This is a genomic window from Propionibacterium acidifaciens (genome assembly GCF_003798325.1).
In the GTDB taxonomy this organism is placed as follows: Bacteria; Actinomycetota; Actinomycetes; order Propionibacteriales; family Propionibacteriaceae; genus Propionibacterium; species Propionibacterium acidifaciens.
The window spans coordinates 467,549-485,795 of the sequence record NZ_CP033719.1 but is presented as its reverse complement, the minus strand read 5'-3'; the positions used below and the strand labels follow the sequence as shown (position 1 = coordinate 485,795).

17 protein-coding genes, 1 tRNA gene and 1 riboswitch are annotated in these 18,247 nt (G+C 71.9%); of the genes, 14 read left to right on the top strand and 4 right to left on the bottom strand.

Annotated elements, in window-relative coordinates:
- Nucleotides 1-592: 592 nt before the first annotated feature.
- Nucleotides 593-679 (bottom strand) — tRNA-Leu (locus tag EGX94_RS02115).
- Nucleotides 680-868: 189 nt separating this feature from the next.
- Between EGX94_RS02115 and EGX94_RS02110 the strand changes: the two genes are divergently transcribed.
- On the top strand, nt 869-1,117 hold the full coding sequence (locus EGX94_RS02110) for a DUF5703 family protein (RefSeq protein ID WP_021796137.1): 249 nt from the start codon (nt 869-871) through the stop codon (nt 1,115-1,117).
- A gap of 65 nt (nt 1,118-1,182) precedes the next feature.
- On the opposite strand, the gene EGX94_RS02105 is transcribed toward EGX94_RS02110, so the two are convergent.
- Nucleotides 1,183-2,115 (bottom strand): aldo/keto reductase, encoded by a 933-nt coding sequence (locus EGX94_RS02105; protein WP_226906062.1) that lies wholly within the window; start codon nt 2,113-2,115, stop codon nt 1,183-1,185.
- 145 nt (nt 2,116-2,260) lie between these two features.
- Here EGX94_RS02105 and mshC point away from each other — a divergent pair, with 145 nt between their 5' ends.
- On the top strand, nt 2,261-3,523 hold the full coding sequence (mshC, locus tag EGX94_RS02100; protein WP_021796147.1) for a cysteine--1-D-myo-inosityl 2-amino-2-deoxy-alpha-D-glucopyranoside ligase: 1,263 nt from the start codon (nt 2,261-2,263) through the stop codon (nt 3,521-3,523).
- Nucleotides 3,524-3,744: 221 nt separating this feature from the next.
- On the opposite strand, the gene ftsH is transcribed toward mshC, so the two are convergent.
- Nucleotides 3,745-5,895, bottom strand: coding sequence for an ATP-dependent zinc metalloprotease FtsH (gene ftsH, locus EGX94_RS02095; RefSeq protein ID WP_051383695.1), 2,151 nt, complete (start codon nt 5,893-5,895; stop codon nt 3,745-3,747).
- Between the two features lie 199 nt (nt 5,896-6,094).
- On the opposite strand from ftsH, the gene EGX94_RS02090 reads away from it, so the two are divergent.
- Together EGX94_RS02090 and hisG are read left to right on the top strand one after the other, a co-directional pair.
- Nucleotides 6,095-6,361, top strand: coding sequence for a phosphoribosyl-ATP diphosphatase (locus EGX94_RS02090; protein ID WP_021796132.1), 267 nt, complete (start codon nt 6,095-6,097; stop codon nt 6,359-6,361).
- Between the two features lie 79 nt (nt 6,362-6,440).
- Nucleotides 6,441-7,286 carry an ATP phosphoribosyltransferase gene (gene hisG, locus EGX94_RS02085; protein WP_043119927.1) on the top strand — a complete coding sequence of 282 codons (846 nt, stop codon included), beginning with the start codon at nt 6,441-6,443 and terminating at the stop codon, nt 7,284-7,286.
- Between the two features lie 39 nt (nt 7,287-7,325).
- Here the strand turns inward: hisG and EGX94_RS02080 are convergent, their stop codons facing one another.
- Complete coding sequence (locus EGX94_RS02080; RefSeq protein WP_021796135.1) at nt 7,326-7,814, bottom strand: hypothetical protein; 489 nt, start codon at nt 7,812-7,814, stop codon at nt 7,326-7,328.
- A gap of 328 nt (nt 7,815-8,142) precedes the next feature.
- Between EGX94_RS02080 and infC the strand changes: the two genes are divergently transcribed.
- From infC to EGX94_RS02035, 10 genes are all read left to right on the top strand, one after another.
- Nucleotides 8,143-8,841 carry a translation initiation factor IF-3 gene (gene infC, locus EGX94_RS02075; protein WP_021796152.1) on the top strand — a complete coding sequence of 233 codons (699 nt, stop codon included), beginning with the start codon at nt 8,143-8,145 and terminating at the stop codon, nt 8,839-8,841.
- 73 nt (nt 8,842-8,914) lie between these two features.
- Complete coding sequence (gene rpmI, locus EGX94_RS02070; protein ID WP_043119942.1) at nt 8,915-9,109, top strand: 50S ribosomal protein L35; 195 nt, start codon at nt 8,915-8,917, stop codon at nt 9,107-9,109.
- A 40-nt stretch (nt 9,110-9,149) separates the two neighbouring features.
- Nucleotides 9,150-9,521 carry a 50S ribosomal protein L20 gene (gene rplT, locus EGX94_RS02065; protein WP_021796136.1) on the top strand — a complete coding sequence of 124 codons (372 nt, stop codon included), beginning with the start codon at nt 9,150-9,152 and terminating at the stop codon, nt 9,519-9,521.
- A gap of 7 nt (nt 9,522-9,528) precedes the next feature.
- On the top strand, nt 9,529-10,356 hold the full coding sequence (locus EGX94_RS02060; RefSeq protein WP_021796148.1) for a TrmH family RNA methyltransferase: 828 nt from the start codon (nt 9,529-9,531) through the stop codon (nt 10,354-10,356).
- Nucleotides 10,353-10,493 carry a hypothetical protein gene (locus EGX94_RS13260; RefSeq protein WP_021796143.1) on the top strand — a complete coding sequence of 47 codons (141 nt, stop codon included), beginning with the start codon at nt 10,353-10,355 and terminating at the stop codon, nt 10,491-10,493. The genes EGX94_RS02060 and EGX94_RS13260 overlap by 4 nt, the downstream gene beginning before the upstream one ends.
- A 108-nt stretch (nt 10,494-10,601) precedes the next feature.
- Nucleotides 10,602-11,696, top strand: coding sequence for a phenylalanine--tRNA ligase subunit alpha (gene pheS, locus EGX94_RS02055; protein WP_021796140.1), 1,095 nt, complete (start codon nt 10,602-10,604; stop codon nt 11,694-11,696).
- Entirely contained in the window at nt 11,693-14,218 is a 2,526-nt protein-coding gene (gene pheT, locus EGX94_RS02050) for a phenylalanine--tRNA ligase subunit beta (protein WP_123825827.1), read from the top strand. The genes pheS and pheT overlap by 4 nt, the downstream gene beginning before the upstream one ends.
- A gap of 162 nt (nt 14,219-14,380) precedes the next feature.
- Nucleotides 14,381-14,592, top strand: a riboswitch (cobalamin riboswitch).
- Between the two features lie 96 nt (nt 14,593-14,688).
- Complete coding sequence (gene nikB, locus EGX94_RS02045) at nt 14,689-15,633, top strand: nickel ABC transporter permease (protein ID WP_021796675.1); 945 nt, start codon at nt 14,689-14,691, stop codon at nt 15,631-15,633.
- Nucleotides 15,630-16,511, top strand: coding sequence for a nickel transporter permease (gene nikC, locus EGX94_RS02040; RefSeq protein WP_021796676.1), 882 nt, complete (start codon nt 15,630-15,632; stop codon nt 16,509-16,511). Before nikB ends, nikC begins: the two co-directional genes overlap by 4 nt.
- A gap of 34 nt (nt 16,512-16,545) precedes the next feature.
- Nucleotides 16,546-18,150 carry an ABC transporter substrate-binding protein gene (locus EGX94_RS02035; RefSeq protein ID WP_021796677.1) on the top strand — a complete coding sequence of 535 codons (1,605 nt, stop codon included), beginning with the start codon at nt 16,546-16,548 and terminating at the stop codon, nt 18,148-18,150.
- The last annotated feature ends 97 nt before the right edge of the window (nt 18,151-18,247 follow it).

Below are 18,247 nucleotides of genomic sequence, written 5' to 3'. Positions count from 1 at the left end.
CGCATCGACTGCGCGGCCCGGGCCGATCTCGACCTACGAGGATTCGTGGTCATGCTGTGAACAGTGCTCGGCGAACGAGGGTGGCGCCTCGCCCGCCGCGCTGGGGGTGGGCCCCGATGGGGGCGCCCGACGAATCACCGAGGGGGAGCGCCGGCGGTGGGGGTGCACGCCTGGCGCATTCGGTGTCCTGCCGGGTGCACGATCCCACCGGGGTCATGCGCGACGGACGTGGGGGTGGGTGACGCAACGCCAAGCACCGCTCACAGCTTCAGGATGCGATCTTCTTACGAAAACCACAGGAATCAGTGTAGGCGATCCGCGGGGCGAATGCCAGTCGGAGAGCATGGTCTGGGGGTTCAGTAAGGGTAAGTCTGTGTCACTCAAGGTATCGCGAGCTAGATGCAGGAAGATTTGTCGCGAATGCGAGGAAGTACAGAAACAAGTCCTGTGAGATTCCTGGGGGTCCGTCTCAGGGAGTGGACAGTTCGCAGTGTGGAGCTGTGAGTCGCTCACAGCTTCCTCACCACCGGCGTCGCCGATCGGTTGCCCGTCGAAGAGGGGGCCCCGCCGCAACGGTGGGGTCCTGAGGGGGTGTCCGAGAGAGGACTTGAACCTCCATGGCCTGAAAGCGGCCACTAGCACCTCAAGCTAGCGCGTCTACCAATTCCGCCACCCGGACTCGCTGCGGCTGCCCGCATCGAACATGATCTTAGCAGAGCCCGCGGCCTCGACGCGAATCGTGTGCTCCACGGGTGCCGTCGACGGGGTGCCGCCGTCACGACCGGCCGTCCCCGCCCGCCACCGGCGGGCGCATACCATCGGTGACACGATCGTGAACGGGGCACCGGCGAGCGGGGCAGGAGGCAGCGTGGACGACACGATGGACCGCATCACCTCGACGGGGCTCGCCCGCCAGACACCCGGTGGCGTCGAGTACGAGGTGCAGCGGATCGGGTTCGCCCGTTGGTTCACCCGCACCCAGACGCGCCGCATCCTCACCGAACGGGCGCAGCACGAGGGCTGGGAGCTGTGGAGGCTTCGCCGCTACCGGGACGGTTCGCGCGAGGCCTGGCTGCGCCGCAGGATCATCCGCGCCCGCCTCACCGTGTTCGTGTGAGGGCCGTTCCTGAGCGGTGAGGGGTCCCGCGCGGGCGGCGCTCCCCGGCCCGGGTCGGCACGGATTCAGTCCGTCGTCCCGGCGGTCGTCCTGCGGTCGCTCCGCGCCTGGTTCGGGCCGCCCGTCACGTCGTCGAGCGCGGAGACGATCGGTTCGGGCAGCGTCGTGTCATCGAGGTCGAGGTAGGGCTCGAGCTGCTGGACAGTGCGTGCGCCGAGCAGGGGCGCCGTGACGCCGGGGGCGTCGCGCACCCACAGCATCGCGACCTGCGCCGGGGCGAGCCCCAGCCCGTCCGCGGCGCGCGTCACAGCGTCGACGACGGCGCGGCTGCGCGACTCGAGATAGGGCTCGACGAACCAGCTGAAGTGCTCCCTGGCGCCCCGCGAGTCGCGCGGCACGCCCCGTCGGTACTTGCCGGTGAGCACGCCCCGCCCGATGGGGGACCAGGCGAAGAGCCCCATGCTGTGCGCGGCGAGCGCCGGGACCACCTCCACCTCGGCCCGCCGGGCCAGGAGGGAGTACTCGACCTGGCCGCTCACCAGACCGGAGCGCCCTGGGACGGCCCGCTGCCAGGCGGCCGCGGTGCCGATCTGCCAGCCGATGTAGTTGCAGACGCCGACGTAGCGCGCCATGCCGGAGCTGACGGCCGTGTCGAGGGCGGCCAGCGTCTCCTCGTACGGGGCGCGCCCCCAGGCGTGCACCTGCCACAGGTCGACGTGGTCGGTGTGGAGCCGACGCAGGGAACCGGTCAGGTCGTCGAGCATCGCCTTGCGGGAGGTGTCGACCGTCCGGCGGCCGTTGCGCAGGCCGAAGCCCGCCTTCGTGGCGATGACGAGCTCGTCCCGGCGCACGTGGGTCCGGGTGATGCGGCCGATCATCTTCTCGGCCGCTCCGCCGCCGTACGCCGGGGCCGTGTCGATGAGCGTGCCGCCGGCCTCGACGAAGCGGGCGACGAGCCGCTCGGCGCCGTGCAGATCGGTGTCGCCGCCCCAGGTCATGGTGCCCAGACCCAGTCCGCTGACCTCCAGCCCGGAGGCGCCAACCCTGTGCGTCCTCACCCCGACGTCCTCCGCCCCACGGGCCAGCGCGCCCGCCATGTGTGCTTCCGGGCGCCAGCCTAGTGGGCGCGGGTAGTTTTGGGGCATGCGAGCATGGCCAACCGTCGAGGTCCCCACGATCCCCGCCACCCCGGGCAGCTACCAGGTCCCCGAGCGGGTGAGTCTGGTCACCACCAATGACAGGGCGCTGACGGCGGTCGGCCCGGAGCGGGGGGCGGCCGGCCTGTACGTGTGCGGCATCACCCCCTACGACGCGACCCATCTGGGGCACGCGTTCACCTATCTGTCCTTCGACCTGCTGAACCGCGCCTGGCGCGACGCCGGTCTCGAGGTCCGCTACGCGCAGAACGTCACCGACGTCGACGATCCCCTGCTCGAACGGGCGATGGACACCGGGGTGGACTGGCGCGAACTGGCCGACGGCCAGATCGACCTGTTCCGCTCCGACATGACCGGCCTGCGCGTCCTGCCCCCGGACTGGTACGTGCCCGCCACCTCGGTCACCGGCGAGGTCGCCGACCTGGTGAACGAGCTGGTCTCCCGCGGTTTCGTCTACCAGGTGGACGACCCCGAGCACCCCGACTGGTACTTCCGCAGCGCACAGGCCCCCGGTTTCGGCGCCGAGAGCCACCTCGACCGCGAGGCCATGCTCGCCGAGTTCGTCGAGCACGGCGGCGACCCCGACCGCCCCGGCAAGGAGGACGCCCTCGACTGCCTGGTCTGGCGTCTGGAGCGCCCGGGCGAGCCCGCCTGGGAGTCCCCCCTGGGGCGGGGGCGCCCCGGCTGGCACATCGAGTGCACGGCCACCGCGCTCAACCGCCTCGGGGCCGCCTTCGCCGTCCAGGGCGGCGGCCGCGACCTGGCCTTCCCGCACCACGAGATGTGCGCCGCCGAGGCCGTCGTCGCCACCGGCGGCGAGCCCTTCGCCAGGGCCTACGCCCATGTCGGCATGGTCGGCCTGGACGGGGAGAAGATGAGCAAGTCGCTCGGCAACCTCGAGCTCGTGAGCCGGCTGGTCGCCGGCGGGGCCGACCCGATGGCCATCCGGCTGGCCCTCCTGGACCATCACTACCGCGCCGACTGGGAGTGGACCGCCGGGCAGCTCGGCCGGGCCCAGCGCCGCCTCGACGCCTGGCGGGCGGCCGTCCGGGCCGACCGCGGTACGAGCGCCGTGCCCGTCATCGCCGACCTGCGCCGCGCGCTGCGCACCGACCTCGACGCCCCCACCGCCCTGGCCGTCGTCGACGAGTGGAGCTCGGCGGTGCTGGCCGGGGACGGCCAGGACGAGGAGGCCCCGGGCCAGGTGGCCGCCGCCGTCGACGGCCTGCTCGGCATCGAGCTGGGCTGAGCCGAACCGCCCCGGGCGCCCGCCCTGCTCCGGGCGCCGTCGTCTGCGCGCCCCCGCGGAGGCTCCTGCCAGTCCGGCCAGGAGCCGCAGTCGGACGAGCAGGAGCGATGACGGATCGCGCCCGTTGCCCGCAGTGCCCGGCCCCGCGCCATGATCCGGTGCACCGTCGGCGGTGAGCCGTCCGGGTCCTCTCCCGGGCCCCGCGGCGAGGGGCCGGCGCGTCAACCGATCGGCGGCAGCTGGTGGCGCGTCTCGTCGGGCCCACCGGGCGCGGACGGATCGGCCGGGGGAGGAAGCGTGGCGAGGTCGTCATCGCTCGGCCCGGCCGACTCAGGGCCGGGGACGTCCTTGGTCGGACGCTCGATGCCGGCGGCCTCGTAGACCTCCGCCTCGTCGAGGGTCTCCTTCTCGAGCAGACGGCGGGCGATCGCGTCGAGCTGGGCCCGGTGCTCGCGCAGCATCGTCACGGCCTGGGCGTGGCACTCCTCGATGATGCGGCGGACCTCGTCGTCGACGGTGGCGAGCGTCGCGTCGGAGATGCCGAGCTGGTGCGGGTCGGCGTCGTGGGGGAGCACCGTCACCGGGCCGACCTTCTCGCTCATGCCCCAGCGCCCGACCATCTGGCGGGCGATGGCGGTGGCCTGGTTGAGGTCGGACTCGGCGCCGGTGGTGACGACCCCGAAGATCGCGTCCTCGGCCGCCATGCCGCCGAGGGCGCCGACGATGCGCCCGCGCAGATAGGCCTCGTCGTAGCCGTACTTGTCGGTGTCGGGCGTCGACAGCGTGATGCCGAGGGCCTGACCGCGCGGGATGATCGAGACCTTGCGCACCGGGTCGGCGCCCTTCTGGAGCATGCCGAGCAGGGCGTGCCCGCCCTCGTGGTAGGCCGTGCGGCGCCTCTCGTCGTCGGGGATGACGACGGAGCGGGCCACGCCGAGCTGGATCTGCTCGAGCGCATTCGTGAAGTCGCGCTGGTGGACGATCTGATCGGCGCGCCGCGCCGCCTGGAGCGCCGCCTCGTTGGCCAGGTTGGCCAGGTCGGCGCCGGTCATGCCCGGCGTGGAGGCCGCGATCTGCGCCAGGTCGACGTCGGACGCCATGGGGATCTTCCGGGTGTGCACCCGCAGGATCGACTCGCGGCCCTTCTGGTCGGGGGCGCTCACCGTGATGACGCGGTCGAAGCGGCCCGGCCGGGTGAGCGCGGGGTCGAGCACGTCGGCGCGGTTGGTGGCCGCCATGACGATGACTCCCTCGGTGCCGTCGAAGCCGTCCATCTCGGTGAGGATCTGGTTGAGCGTCTGCTCGCGCTCGTCGTTGCCCCCCATGGCGCGGTTCGAGGCCCGCGAACGGCCGATGGCGTCGATCTCGTCGATGAAGATGATCGAGGGGGCCGTCTTGCGGGCCTCCTCGAACAGCTGGCGCACGCGCTGGGCGCCCACGCCGACGATCATCTCGATGAACTCGGCGGCAGAGGCGGAGTAGAAGGGCACGTCGGCCTCGCCGGCGGTGGCCCGGGCCAGCAGCGTCTTGCCGGTGCCGGGCTCGCCCTCGAGGAGGACCCCCTTGGGGGCGCGGGCCCCGACCCGGCGGTACTTGTCGGGGTTGCGCAGGAAGTCGACGATCTGGCCGACCTCCTCCTGCACCTCGTCGATGCCTGCGACGTCGGAGAAGTTCACCCGGACGGTGTCCTTCTGGACCGGTTTCACGTCACGGCCCATGCCCCCGAAGGCGCCCAGGCCGCCGCCCTTGGACATGCGGTTCATGAACCACAGGTAGATGCCGAAGAGCAGCAGCCAGGGCCCGAAGGCCATGATGAGGCTCATGAGCGGGCTGGTGGTCTGGACCGTGGAGTTCGCCGAGACGGTGACGCCCTGGTCGTTGAGCATCGTGAGCAGGTCGTCCTGGGCCCAGGTGGGGCGCTCGGTGGTGAACTGCGTGTACTGCTGGCCGGCCTTGGAGTCGGAGTCGTCGGGGACGGTCGCGGCACTCTTCAGCTTGCCGTCGATCGTGTCGCCGGTGGCGTGGACGACGTCGACGTTGCCGGCCCGGACCTGGGTGATGAACTCGTTGTAGCTGATCTTCGGGGGCTGGCGCGAGTCGTTGTACCAGCTGACAGCGGCCATCATGACGACGAGCAGGACCACCCACGGCACGATGCGCGCCCACAGCGGGCGCTTGGGCTTCTCGGGCCCGCCGTTGGGCAGACCCTCGGTGTGCCAGGGCTTGGGGGAGTCGAGTGGCGGGGGCCCGGAGGGGGCCTCGCTGCGCCACTTCTTGGGCGTGTCGGGGTCACGCGGGGGATCCTGAGCGGACAGGCCATCCTGCCCCGGACCCCCGGCGCGCTCGGCTGAGGGCGACGACTCTCGTGCCATGAACACCTCCTGTTGCTGCAATAGATAGTAGGTGCGCCCGCCGACGAATTCCTGTCGCGCGCCCCTGACATCGCCCCCGAGGGGCGCCCGGGCCCGCTCGTTCCGATTCACGGAGGCCGTTGAAGGCGGGATCGCCCCCGCGGCCGCGGCGTCCGGGCCGTCGCCCGGCCGCCCGGCCGGGCTGGGTTAGGCTTGCGCGGTGAGCAAGAGTTTTGAGCAGCTGTTCGCCGAGCTGGCCCGGACGGCGGCCGAGCGCCCGGACGGCTCCGGAACCGTCGCCAAGCTGGACGAGGGGACCCACGCCATCGGCAAGAAGGTCGTCGAGGAGGCCTCCGAGGTGTGGATGGCCGCCGAGCACCAGTCCCGGGAGGAGCTCGCCGAGGAGATCAGCCAGCTCCTCTACTGGACGCAGGTCATCATGCTCGACCGGGGGCTCGACCTGGAGGACGTCTACCGCTACCTGTGAGTCGTCCCACCGCCCTGCACCGCGGCCCGTCCGGCCGCGTCCACCGTCGAAGGATCCCGTTGTGAGTGAAGAGAAACTGATGCGCATCGCCGTGCCCAACAAGGGCGCCCTGTCGGCTGCCGCGGCGCAGATGCTGACCGAGGCCGGGTACGCGCAGCGCAGCGACTCCAAGGAGCTCGTCCTCGTCGACGAGGAGAACGGCGTCGAGTTCTACTACCTGCGTCCGCGCGACATCGCCGTCTACGTGGGGGAGGGCACCCTCGAGCTGGGCATCACCGGCAGGGACATGCTCATCGACTCCGGCGCGGCCGCCGACGAGATCCTCGCGCTCGGCTTCGGCGTGAGCCGCTTCCGCTTCGCCGCCCCGAAGGGCTCCGGCTACCGCCTGGCCGACCTCGAGGGCAAGCGCATCGCCACCAGCTATCCCGGCCTGCTCGGTCGCTACCTGTCCGAGCACGGCATCAGCGCCCGACTCGTCCACCTGGACGGCGCGGTCGAGTCGAGCATCTCCCTCGGCGTCGCCGATGCGATCGCCGACGTCGTCGAGACGGGCACGACCCTGCGCAAGGTCGGGCTCGAGCTCTTCGGCGAGCCGATCCTGCGCAGCGAGGGCATCCTCATCCGCCGCTCCTCGGGCGGGATCGACCCCGTCATCCTCGACCACGTCACCCGCCGCCTGTCGAGCGTTCTCGTGGCCCGCGACCACGTCCTCATGGACTACGACTGTCCGAGCCGGGTCCTCGAGGAGGCCACCCGGCTCACGCCGGGCTATGCGGCCCCCACGATCACCGAGCTCGCCCGCCCCGGCTGGGTCGCCGTGCGCGCCATGGTGCGCCGCGACGACGCCCAGCGCCTCATGGACGAGCTGTGGGACCTCGGCGCCCGCGCGATCCTCGTGACCGAACTCGGGGCCTGCCGCCTGTGAGGCCGGCCGGCGCGCCCCCGGGCGGGTCGGGGCGGCGGCTCACCGGATGCCGCGGCGCTCCAGGATCGCCGTGACCTCGTCCTCGTCGAAGTCGTCCGGTGCCTTGTCCGCCGCCTCCGCGGCCGGCGCCCCGTCGGGCCCGGCGGGCTCCCGGGGGGCGGGCGCACCGGTGACGCCCAGGCGCTTCTGCATGGCGGCCTCACGGCGCTGCCTGCCCTCGGCGCGGCTGACGCCGGACAGGAACGAGGCGATGACGTAGAGGACGACGCCGAGGCCGGCGCAGACGATGCCGGCCCACATCATCGCGTCCAGTCTCTGCCCGCGGGTCCAGTCGACGAGGCCGTGCGCCGCGTTCGCGAGGAGCTCCATCACGCCGGTCAGCCATGCCCCGACGAAGAAGACGGCGACGGCGATGCCGTGGAGGAGGGCGCGGGGACTGCGGCGCCGGCGCCACCCGAGGACGGCGTACAGCAGGCCGAGGACGGCCAGTGCGGCGGAGACGACGAGAGCGAGGGTCTGGGCGTTCATGCCCCCAGACTCTCACACGAACCCCCTTCCGCCGCATGGATGCGTCCCCCGTCGCCGCGCCCGGCGTCGCGCACCGGCCGGATTTCACCCGCGCGGCCCGCTGGTCTAGACTGGCCGAGTTGACCGGCGTCCGAGGGCGCCCTCAGCACGCAAGTGGAGGCCCGATCTCCCACCCTGCCGCGGCAGCGCGGCGGGTCAGTTCCAGTGCAGGACGCCTGGCCGTGCGGCCGGGCGGGACATCGTCCCCGTCGGCGTCCGGTCGGGTCATGACCAGGCCTCCGCCCGCGGGCGGAGGCCTTTCTCGTGCGCCGGTCCCGACGGTCACACATTGGAGGACACAATCAGCAACGAACTGCGCATCAACGAGCGCATCCGCGTCCCCGAGGTCCGCCTGGTCGGGCCCAACGGCGAGCAGATCGGCATCGTCCGCGTCGAGCAGGCGATGCAGCTCGCCCGCGAGCACGATCTCGACCTCGTCGAGGTCGCGGCGACCGCGCGCCCGCCCGTCTGCAAGCTCATGGACTACGGCAAGTTCAAGTACGAGAACGCCCAGAAGGCCCGCGAGTCCCGACGCAACCAGTCCAACACCGTCATCAAGGAGATGAAGCTCCGTCCCAAGATCGACGAGCACGACTACGAGACCAAGAAGGGTCACGTCGTCCGCTTCCTCCGCGGCGGTGACAAGGTGAAGATCACCATCATGTTCCGGGGCCGGGAGCAGTCCCGCCCGGAGCTCGGGTTCAACCTGCTCAAGCGGCTGGCCGACGACGTCGTCGCCGACGGTGTCATCGAGCAGAACCCGAAGCAGGAGGGCCGCAACATGCACATGGTGCTGGCGCCCACCCGCAAGAAGAGCGAGGCCCGCACCGAGCAGGAGGCCGAGAAGGCGCGCCGGCAGGCCCGGCGCGCCGACGAGGCCGCCGCCGAGAAGGCCGAGGAGGCCCGCCTGCGCGAGGCCGCCAAGAAGCAGCCCCGGAAGAAGAAGCGGGGCCCCGCCGACAACATGGATCCGGACATCGACCTGTGAGCCGCCGGCCCGCAGGCCGATCCGAGGAGCAGCCGGCGTCGGTGGACGCCGGACGAAGTGAATGGAGCGACAGATGCCCAAGATGAAGACGCACACCGGTGCGAAGAAGCGTTTCAAGGTGACCGGCAGCGGCAGGCTCGTGCACGCTCGCGCGGGCAAGGCCCACCTCAACGAGCACAAGCCCACCAGGCGCACCCGTCGCCTCTCGGTCGACGCGACGCTCGCCAAGGGCGACGCCAAGAAGGCCCGCAGGATGCTCGGCATCTGAGGCCGCGGCCCCCATCTGATCCCAAGCAAGGAGTAGAACCATGGCACGCGTCAAGCGCGCAGTGAACGCGAAGAAGAAGCGCCGCGAGATCCTCGAGCAGGCCTCTGGCTACCGCGGCCAGCGGTCGCGCCTCTACCGCAAGGCGAAGGAGCAGGTGCTGCACTCGGGCACCTACTCGTTCCGCGACCGCAAGGCCCGCAAGGGCGACTTCCGCTCGCTGTGGATCCAGCGCATCAATGCTGCGACCCGCGCCGAGGGCATGACCTACAACCGCTTCATCAGCGGTCTGAGGACCGCTGGCATCGAGGTCGACCGCAAGATCCTCGCCGACCTCGCCGTCAGCGACCCCGCCGCCTTCTCGGCCCTGGTGAAGGTCGCCAAGGAGAACCAGCCCGCCGCCAGCGCGGCCTGATCCGGCCGTGCCGACGGAGGCCGTGGACGACGGGCCGGGCGCCGATGCCCCTCCTCTCTCGAAGGGGGCGCTGCGCTCGACCCGTCGTCTCCTGCAGCGGCGGGCCCGCGCCGAGACGGGCCTGTTCCTCGCCGAGGGCGCCCAGCCGGTGCGCGAGGCGCTGCGCCGCCCGGGCACGGTCGTCCGGCTCATCGTCGACGACCCCGGGCACCACGGCGAGCTCATGGCCCTGGCCCGCGGGGTCGAGGTCGTGCGGGCCGGTCCCGAGGAGCTGCGCTCGCTGTGCGGCACGGTCACGCCGCAGGGCGTCGTGGCCGTCTGCCGCTGGCCGCGGGCCGTGCTGTCCGAGCTGGTCCGGCCGCGTCTCGTCGTCCTCTGCGCGCAGGTCCGAGACCCCGGCAACGCCGGCACCGTCGTGCGCTGCGCCGACGCCTTCGACGCGGACGCCGTCGTCCTCACCCGGGGCTCGGTCGACGTCACCAATCCCAAGACCGTGCGCGCCTCGGTCGGCAGCCTCCTCCACCTGCCGGTCGTCACCGACGTCGAGGAGGACGAGGCGATCGCGTGGGTGCACGCCCACGGCATGAGGGTCCTGGCCGCCGACGCGGCGGGGGAGCCCCTCGACGAACTCGACGCCCGCGGCGAGCTGGCCCGCCCGACCGCCTGGCTGCTGGGCAACGAGGCGTGGGGCCTGCCCGACGCGCTGCTCGACGCGGCCGACCGGACGGTCGCCGTGCCGATGTGGGGCCGCGCCGAGAGCCTCAACCTGTCGACGGCGGCGGCGATCTGCCTGTACGCTTCAGCCGGCGCGCAGCGGCGGGCGGCGCGGCGATGAGCGCGTTCGTCAACGTCCTCGTGGCGGTCCTGCTCGTCGCCTCGGCCGTCGCCGCGGGCTGGCTGTTCTGGCTCGGGCGCAGGCAGTCGACGCGCCGGCCGGGGGATCCGGGCCGCGGCGGACCCGCCGGGGACTGAGGACGGTCCCGCTCCCCGAGTCGGGGCGGTGGCCTGCCGGGCCGGCCCCTAGACTTGTCGGGTGCGGCCGGCCCGCGCCGGCCCGTTCGGAACGAAAGAGGGGAGCCCATGGCAGGGCCAGACAGCACCAGCGAGTCGCTGGACCCGGAGCAGATCGAGCGGATGGTGGACGACGCCCTCGGGGCCATCGCCGCCGCGGCCGACTCGGCGCAGCTCAAGGCGGTGCGCCAGACGCACGCCGCGGACAGGTCGCCGCTGGCGCTCGCCAACCACAGCATCGGCTCCATGCCCAAGGAGCGGCGCAAGGACGCCGGCCGGCTCATCGGCAGGGCCCGCGGCCGCGTCAACGAGGCCCTGGCGGCCCGCGCCGCCGAGCTCGAGGCCGCCGAGCTGGCGGCCAGGCTGGAGGCCGAGCGCGTCGACGTGACCCTCCCGGTGGTCGAGCACCCGGTGGGCGCCGAGCATCCGCTGACCGCCCTCATCAACCGCATGTGCGACGTCTTCGTCGCCATGGGCTGGGAGGTCGTCGAGGGGCCCGAGCTCGAGGCCGAGTGGCTCAACTTCGACGCCCTGAACTTCACCCCCGATCACCCGGCGCGCTTCATGAGCGACACGCTCTTCGTCGATCCGCCGAGCGGTCACACGATCATGCGCACCCAGACCTCGCCGGTGCAGGTGCGCACCCTGCTCGACCGCGCGCTCCCGGTCTATGTCGTGAGCCCCGGCAAGGTGTTCCGCGCCGACGAGTACGACGCCACCCATCTGCCCGTCTTCCACCAGCTCGAGGGCCTGGCCGTCGACCGGGGCATCACGATGGGGGACCTCAAGGGCACCCTCGACCACCTGGCCAAGGCCATGTTCGGCGACATCCGCACGCGCCTGCGCCCGCACTACTTCCCGTTCACCGAGCCGAGCGCCGAGGTCGACCTCGAGTGCTTCGTCTGCCACGGCTCCTCGGTCGGGGACCCCGAGCGCCCCTGCCGCGCCTGCCGCTCCGAGGGGTGGATCGAGTGGGGCGGCTGCGGCGTCGTCAACCCGCGCGTGCTCGTCGCCGCCGGCATCGACCCGAACGTCTACTCCGGCTTCGCCTTCGGCATGGGCGTCGACCGCACCGTCATGTTCCGCAACAACGCCCCCGACCTGCGCGACTTCGTCGAGGGCGACGTGAGATTCAGTCGTTCGCTGGTGGGGGGTGCGCGATGAGGGCGCCGATGAGTTGGCTCCGCGATCTGGTGGAGCTCCCGCACGGCGTGACCTGCGCCCAGGTGGCGGACGCCTTCACCCGGATGGGTCTGCAGGTCGAGCACGTCGAGACCGTCGGCGCCGACGTGAGCGGCCGGGTCGTCGTCGGCCGCGTCCTGGACTTCGTCGAGGAACCCCAGCGCAACGGGAAAACCATCCGCTGGTGCCGCGTCGACGTGGGCCCGTTCAACGACTCCGAGGTCAACCCCGAGATCGAGAACGCCCGCGGCATCGTCTGCGGCGCCAGCAACTTCGCCAAGGGCGACCACGTCGTCGTCTCGCTGCCCGGCGCGATGCTGGCCGGCGGTTTCGGGATCAGCGCCCGCCGGACCTACGGGCACATGAGCGACGGCATGATCTGCGCCGCCGACGAGCTGGGCATCGGCGAGGACCGCACCGGCATCATCGTGCTCCCGCCGGCGGAGGCGGCCCGGGCCGGTCTCGGCTCCGACGCGATGGCGCTGCTCGGCGTTCCCGACGAGGTCCTCGACATCGACGTGACCCCCGACCTGGGCCATGCACTGTCGATGCGGGGCCTGGCCCGCGAGGCCGCGCAGGCCTTCGATGTGCCCTACAACGACCTCTACTCGCGTCGCGTGCCCGACCCGGCCCAGGACGCCTACCCGGTGCGCGTCGAGTCGGACGACTGCCAGCTGTTCGTCGCCCTGTGCGTCAACGGCATCGATCCGCACGCGCCCACCCCGACGTGGATGCGCCACCGGCTCGAGGCCGCCGGCATGCGCGCGATCAGCCTGCCCGTCGACATCACCAACTACGTCATGCTCGAGTCGGGCCAGCCGCTGCACGGCTACGACGCCGACGCGCTGCTGGGCCCGATCGTCGTGCGCAGGGCCGCCGCCGGCGAGCGGCTCACCACGCTCGACGACGTCGAGCGCACCCTGAGCGCCGAGGACCTGCTCATCACCGACGACTCGGGCCCCATCGGCCTGGCGGGCGTCATGGGCGGCCGGACCACCGAGCTGAACGACGGGACGACGAACGTCGTCATCGAGGCGGCCCACTTCTCGCCCGGCACGATCGGGCGCACCTACCGGCGCCACAAGCTGCCCTCGGAGGCCTCCCGTCGCTTCGAGCGCATGGTCGACCCGGGCGTGGCCTGCGCCGCGGCACGGATGGCCGCCCGACTGTTCGCCGAGTACGCCGGCGGCACGATCGCCGAGGGCGTCACCGTCGTCGGCCGAGTGCCCCAGCCGCCGTCCCTGACGATCGACGCCGGTCTGCCCGCGCACATCCTGGGCGCCCGCATCGACGCCGACCGCGTCGTCGAGGTGCTCCGCGCCGCCGGCGTCGAGGTCCGCAGGCGGGGCTCCTCACTCGCCCTGACCCCGCCCACCTGGCGCACCGACCTGCGCGATCCCTACGACTACGTCGAGGAGGTCGGCCGCAAGCTCGGCCTAGACGTCATCGAGCCGAGGGTGCCCCGCGCCGTCGCCGGCCGGGGCCTCAGCCCCGCCCAGCGCGCCCGCCGCGCGGTCAGCGCCGCGGTGGCCGGGGCCGGTTTCGTCGAGGTCATCACGCTGCCCTTCCTCTCCGACTCCGAGCTCGACGGCCTCGGGCTGCCCGACGACGACGAGCGGCGCCGCCTCGTGCGGCTGGCCAATCCGCTCGCCGACACCGCCCCGTACCTGCGCACGACCCTCCTGCCGGGGCTGTTCGCCGCCGCCCGGCGCAACATCTCGCGCAGCCAGGACGACCTGGCCCTCTTCGAGGCCGGCTCGGTCTTCCGGGGCGGGCCCGCCCCGGCGGCCCCGATGCCCGAGGTCGACCATCGTCCCTCCGACGCCGAGATCGCCGCGATCCGCGCGGCACTGCCCGACCAGCCCCGCATGATCGCCGCGGTGCTCACCGGCCAGTGGCTGCCCGGCGGCTGGGACCACGCCGCCGTCCCGGCGGACTGGACCCATGCGGTGCACTTCGCCCAGACCGCGGCCGCGACGCTCGGCCTGACGCTGGAGCGCAGGGCCGCGTCGATCGCCCCCTGGCACCCCGGCCGGTGCGCCGAGCTGTCGGTGCGCGGCGCGGGCGGAGAACGGGTCGTCCTCGGCGCCGCTGGCGAGCTGCACCCCGAGGTCGTCCGGGCCCACGGGCTGCCGGAGCGGACCTGCGCCGTCGAGCTCGACCTCGACCTGCTCGTGGCCTGCGCGCCCGGCGGCGGCGAGGTCACCGCGCTGAGCGGCTTCCCGCTGGCCAAGGAGGACGTCGCCCTCATCGTCGACGAGCGGGTCCCCGCGTCCGAGGTCGAGGCCGCCCTCGTCGAGGGCGCAGGCGAGCTGCTCGAGTCGATCGCGCTCTTCGACGTCTTCCGGGGCCCGCAGATCGGCGAGGGCCGCAAGTCGCTCGCCTACGGCCTGCGCCTGCGCGGGCCCGACCGGACGCTCACCCAGGCCGAGGCGGCGGCGGCCCGCGACGGCGCCGTGCGGCTCGCCGTCGAGCGCCTCGGCGCGGTGCCCCGCGAGGCGTGAGCCCCGCGGTCGAGGGTTCCGGGAGGCGTGAGCCTCACGGGCGCCGTCCGGCGCCCCCGTCCAGCGCTCGCCCCGGGTGAGTGCCCGATCGCGGGCGTCCGGCGTGCGGGGGCGGCGGCAGCTGGTACTCTGCTGTCGCGAAGCAAGGGTTGCTGCGCACCCCCGTGCGCAGCGCCCCCAGGTGCCCGGCCGGCCCGACGGGTCGTCCGGGAGAATAGGGAACCGCGTGGGAATCGCGGACGGGACCGCCGCTGTGAGCGTCCCGGGTCCTCATCGGCGTGAGCCGGCCACCGTCCGTCGGGAAGGTCGAGGGCCCGTCGGGGCAACCGCCCCGGGGCGCGAGTCAGAAGACCTGCCTGGGAACCGTTCCGCGTCGCCGCGGCACTTGGCGACCGGGCGCCCCTCGCGGGGTCACGAGAATCCGGTTGTGACGAACGGCACTCGTCATGATCGTGAGGTGACTTCGACCCGTGGACCCCAGATGGCTGGCCCGACGGCTGGGCCAGATCCTCATCGTGCTGGTGGGCATCAGCTTCATCACCTTCACGCTCGTCTGGCTGGCGCCCGGCGATCCCGCTCAGGCCGTGTACACCAGTCAGGGGATCACGCCCACCCCCGAGATGGTCGATCAGATGCGGGTGCGCCTCGGCCTCGACAAGCCCTTCCTCGTGCAGTACGTCACCTGGCTCGGCAACTGCCTGCACGGCGACTTCGGCACCTCGTACTCGCTGAACAAGCCCGTCGCCGATCTCATGCTCGTCCGCCTGTGGCCGACCATCAAGCTCTCGCTGGCCTCCCTGCTGCTCATGCTCGTCGTCGCCGTCCCGCTGGGCATGCTCGCCGCGGTGCGCCGGGGCGGCATCGCCGACCGCCTCGTCCGCGGCTTCAGCTTCCTGGGCATCTCGATGCCGAACTTCTGGTTCGGCCTGCTCCTCATCTGGGCGGTCGCCCTCAAACTCGGCTGGCTGCCGGTCGTTTCGACGGGGCAGGGCCTCGACAGGCTCATCCTGCCGGCCGCGACCCTGGCCTTCGCGATGATCGGCAAGTACACCCGGCAGGTGCGCACGGCCGTCCTCGAGGAGCTCGGCCAGGACTACGTCGTCGGCGCCCGGGCGCGCGGCCTCTCCGAGCGCGCCATCCTCACCCGGCACGTCCTGCCCAACGCCCAGCTGCCCCTCATCACCCTGCTGGGCCTGTCGCTCGGCTCGCTGCTGGGCGGCACGGCGGTCGTCGAGGTCGTCTTCTCCTATCCCGGTCTGGGCAACATGGCGGTCACCGCCGTCACCTCGTACGACTACCCGCTCGTGCAGACCTATGTGCTGTGGATCGCGCTGATCTACATGGTCATCAACCTGGTGGTCGACGTCTCCTACGCCCGACTCGATCCCCGCGTCCGCCGAGGAGCCCGGTCATGAGCCCATCGCACCGCATCCGTCGCTTCCTCGGCGCGCACCGGGCGTTCTGCGTCCACGCGGCGCTGGCCCTGGTCATCGTCCTGGTCGCCCTGCTCGCCGGCGTCATCGCCCCCATGAGCCCCTACGAGGCCAACCTGGCGGAGGCCTTCCAGGGGCCGAGCGCGCAGCACTGGTTCGGCACGGACAAGCTCGGCCGCGACATGGCCTCGCGCGTCATCTACGGCACCCGCGTCTCGCTGGCCGCCTCGATCGTCCTCGTCCTCGTCATCTCCGTCGTCGGCTCGCTGCTCGGCGTCATCGCCGGCTACGCGGGCGGCCTCGTCGACGCGGTCATCATGCGGGTCTCCGACATGATGATCTCCTTCCCCGGGATCGTCCTGGCCATCGCAGTGGCCGGCCTCATGGGGGCCAGCATCCGCAATGCGATCATCGCCCTGGCCGTCGTCAGCTGGACCAAGTACGCCCGGCTGGCGCGCAGCCTCGTGCTGAAGATCCGCCACAGCGACTTCGTGACGGCCGCCGAGCTCACCGGTGCCCGTCCGGGCCGCCTCATCCGCCGGTACCTGCTGCCGAACGCCCTGCCGACGCTCGTCATCACCGCCGCGACCGACATCGGCACGATGATGCTCGAGCTGGCCGGCCTGTCCTTCCTCGGCTTCGGCGCCCAGCCGCCGCAGGCCGAGTGGGGCCTCATGCTCAACGAGGGCCGCGCCTACCTGCTCGACTCGCCCTGGCTCATGATCTTCCCCGGCGCGGCGATCTGCGCGACCGTCATCGTCTTCAACCTGTTGGGCGACGCGCTGCGCGACGTCCTCGATCCCCGCCATGCCGGCCCCGACGAGGCCGTCGTGGAACTCACCACGGCCCCACTGGCCTGACCCACCACCCACCACCGTGAAGGAGCGCATTGAGATGCAGGGAATCATCGTCACCCGCCGCGGCCTGCTGGCCGCCTCGGCGGCCGGAACCGTCGTCGCCGGCCTCGGACTGACCGGCTGCTCGTCGTCCGACTCCGGCGGTTCGAGCGGCACCGAGCTGAAGTTCGGCTGCACCAACTTCTCCAAGGAGTCCCTCGACCCGTCGAACCAGCCCAACGCCGCCTGGGCGTGCATGCGCTACGGCATCGGCGAGTCGTTGTTCAAGTTCGACGAGAAGATGGTGCCCCAGCCGTACCTGGCCGAGTCCTGCACGCCCGACGACGAGCACCTCACGTGGACGATCGCGCTGCGCGAGGGGCTCAAGTTCTCCACCGGCACCGAGGTGACCGCCACGAAGGTCGCCGAGTCCCTCCAGCACATGTTCGACAAGGAGGGCTCCGAGGGCTCGTCCGCGCCGTCGACCTTCATGAAGCCGGTCTCGATCACGCCCGACGACGGCGCCCGCACCGTGACCATCGTGACCGGGAGCCCGTCGGCCGACCTCTCGGCGGCCCTGGCCAATCCGCTGTTCGAGATCCTCGACATCGCCGGCAGCGAGAACCTCGGCGAGAAGCCGATCGGCACCGGCCCCTACGCCGTCACCGAGTTCAACTCGGGCCAGGACGTCAAGCTCGTCCGCAACACCAACTACTGGAACGGCGAGGTGCCCTACGAGAGCGTCCACGTCATCTTCATCGACGACTCCTCGAGCCTCACCAAGTTCATGGCCCTGCAGTCCGGCGACGTCGACGTCACCGAGAACATCACGGCCATGTCCGACCTCGAGACGCTGCGGAACGACTCCACCTACTCGGTCTCGCAGACGATCGGCATGCGCACGGGCTTCTCGTACCTCAACGCCGCCGAGGGCCGCCCGCTCGCCAACAAGGACCTGCGCAGGGCCGTCCTCATGGCGGTCGACGACGCGACGATCACCGGGACGACGGTCGGCGGCCTGTACACCGCGGGCTGCTCGGTCGTCCCCTCCTCGCTCGACTTCGGCTACGACCAGCTCACCGACGCCACGCCCCACGACCCCGAGAGGGCCAAGCAGATCCTCGACGCCGCGGGCATCGTCGACTCCGACGGCGACGGCTTCCGCGAGCTCGACGGCACGAAGATCAACCTGGACTACCTCACCTACGAGTCCCGGAACCTGTCGGTCATGGCCGAGGCCGTGGCCAGCCAGCTCGCCTCGATCGGCATCCAGGCGACGGTCACCAAGCTCGACGCCGACACCGAGTGGAACAAGCTCGTCGCCGGCGAGTACGACCTCAACTCCAGCAACTGGATGACGGCCCAGGAGGGCGAGCCCTACAGCTACCTGGCCAACTGGTACTCCAGGAGCGGGGCCAACTACTGCGCCTACCACAACGACGAGTACGACTCGCTGTACGAGCAGCTGGCCACCCAGCTCGACACGGCCGAGCGCAAGAAGATCTATGTGCGCCTCCAGCAGATCCTCATCGACGACGCGGCGGTCCTCGTGCACGGCTACTACAACAGCAACATGTGCTCGAACACGAAGGCCGTGAGCGATGCGAGCGTCTCGACCGCGGACTACTACTGGATCACGAGCGCCTTCAAGCCGGCGAAGTGAGTCGGCGGCGATGACGGGCAGCGGGCCTGGGCCGGAGGGGCCCTCGGGGAGGGGCGCGGCGGACGATGCGGCGTCGCGCGGCGGCGCGGCGCGCGAC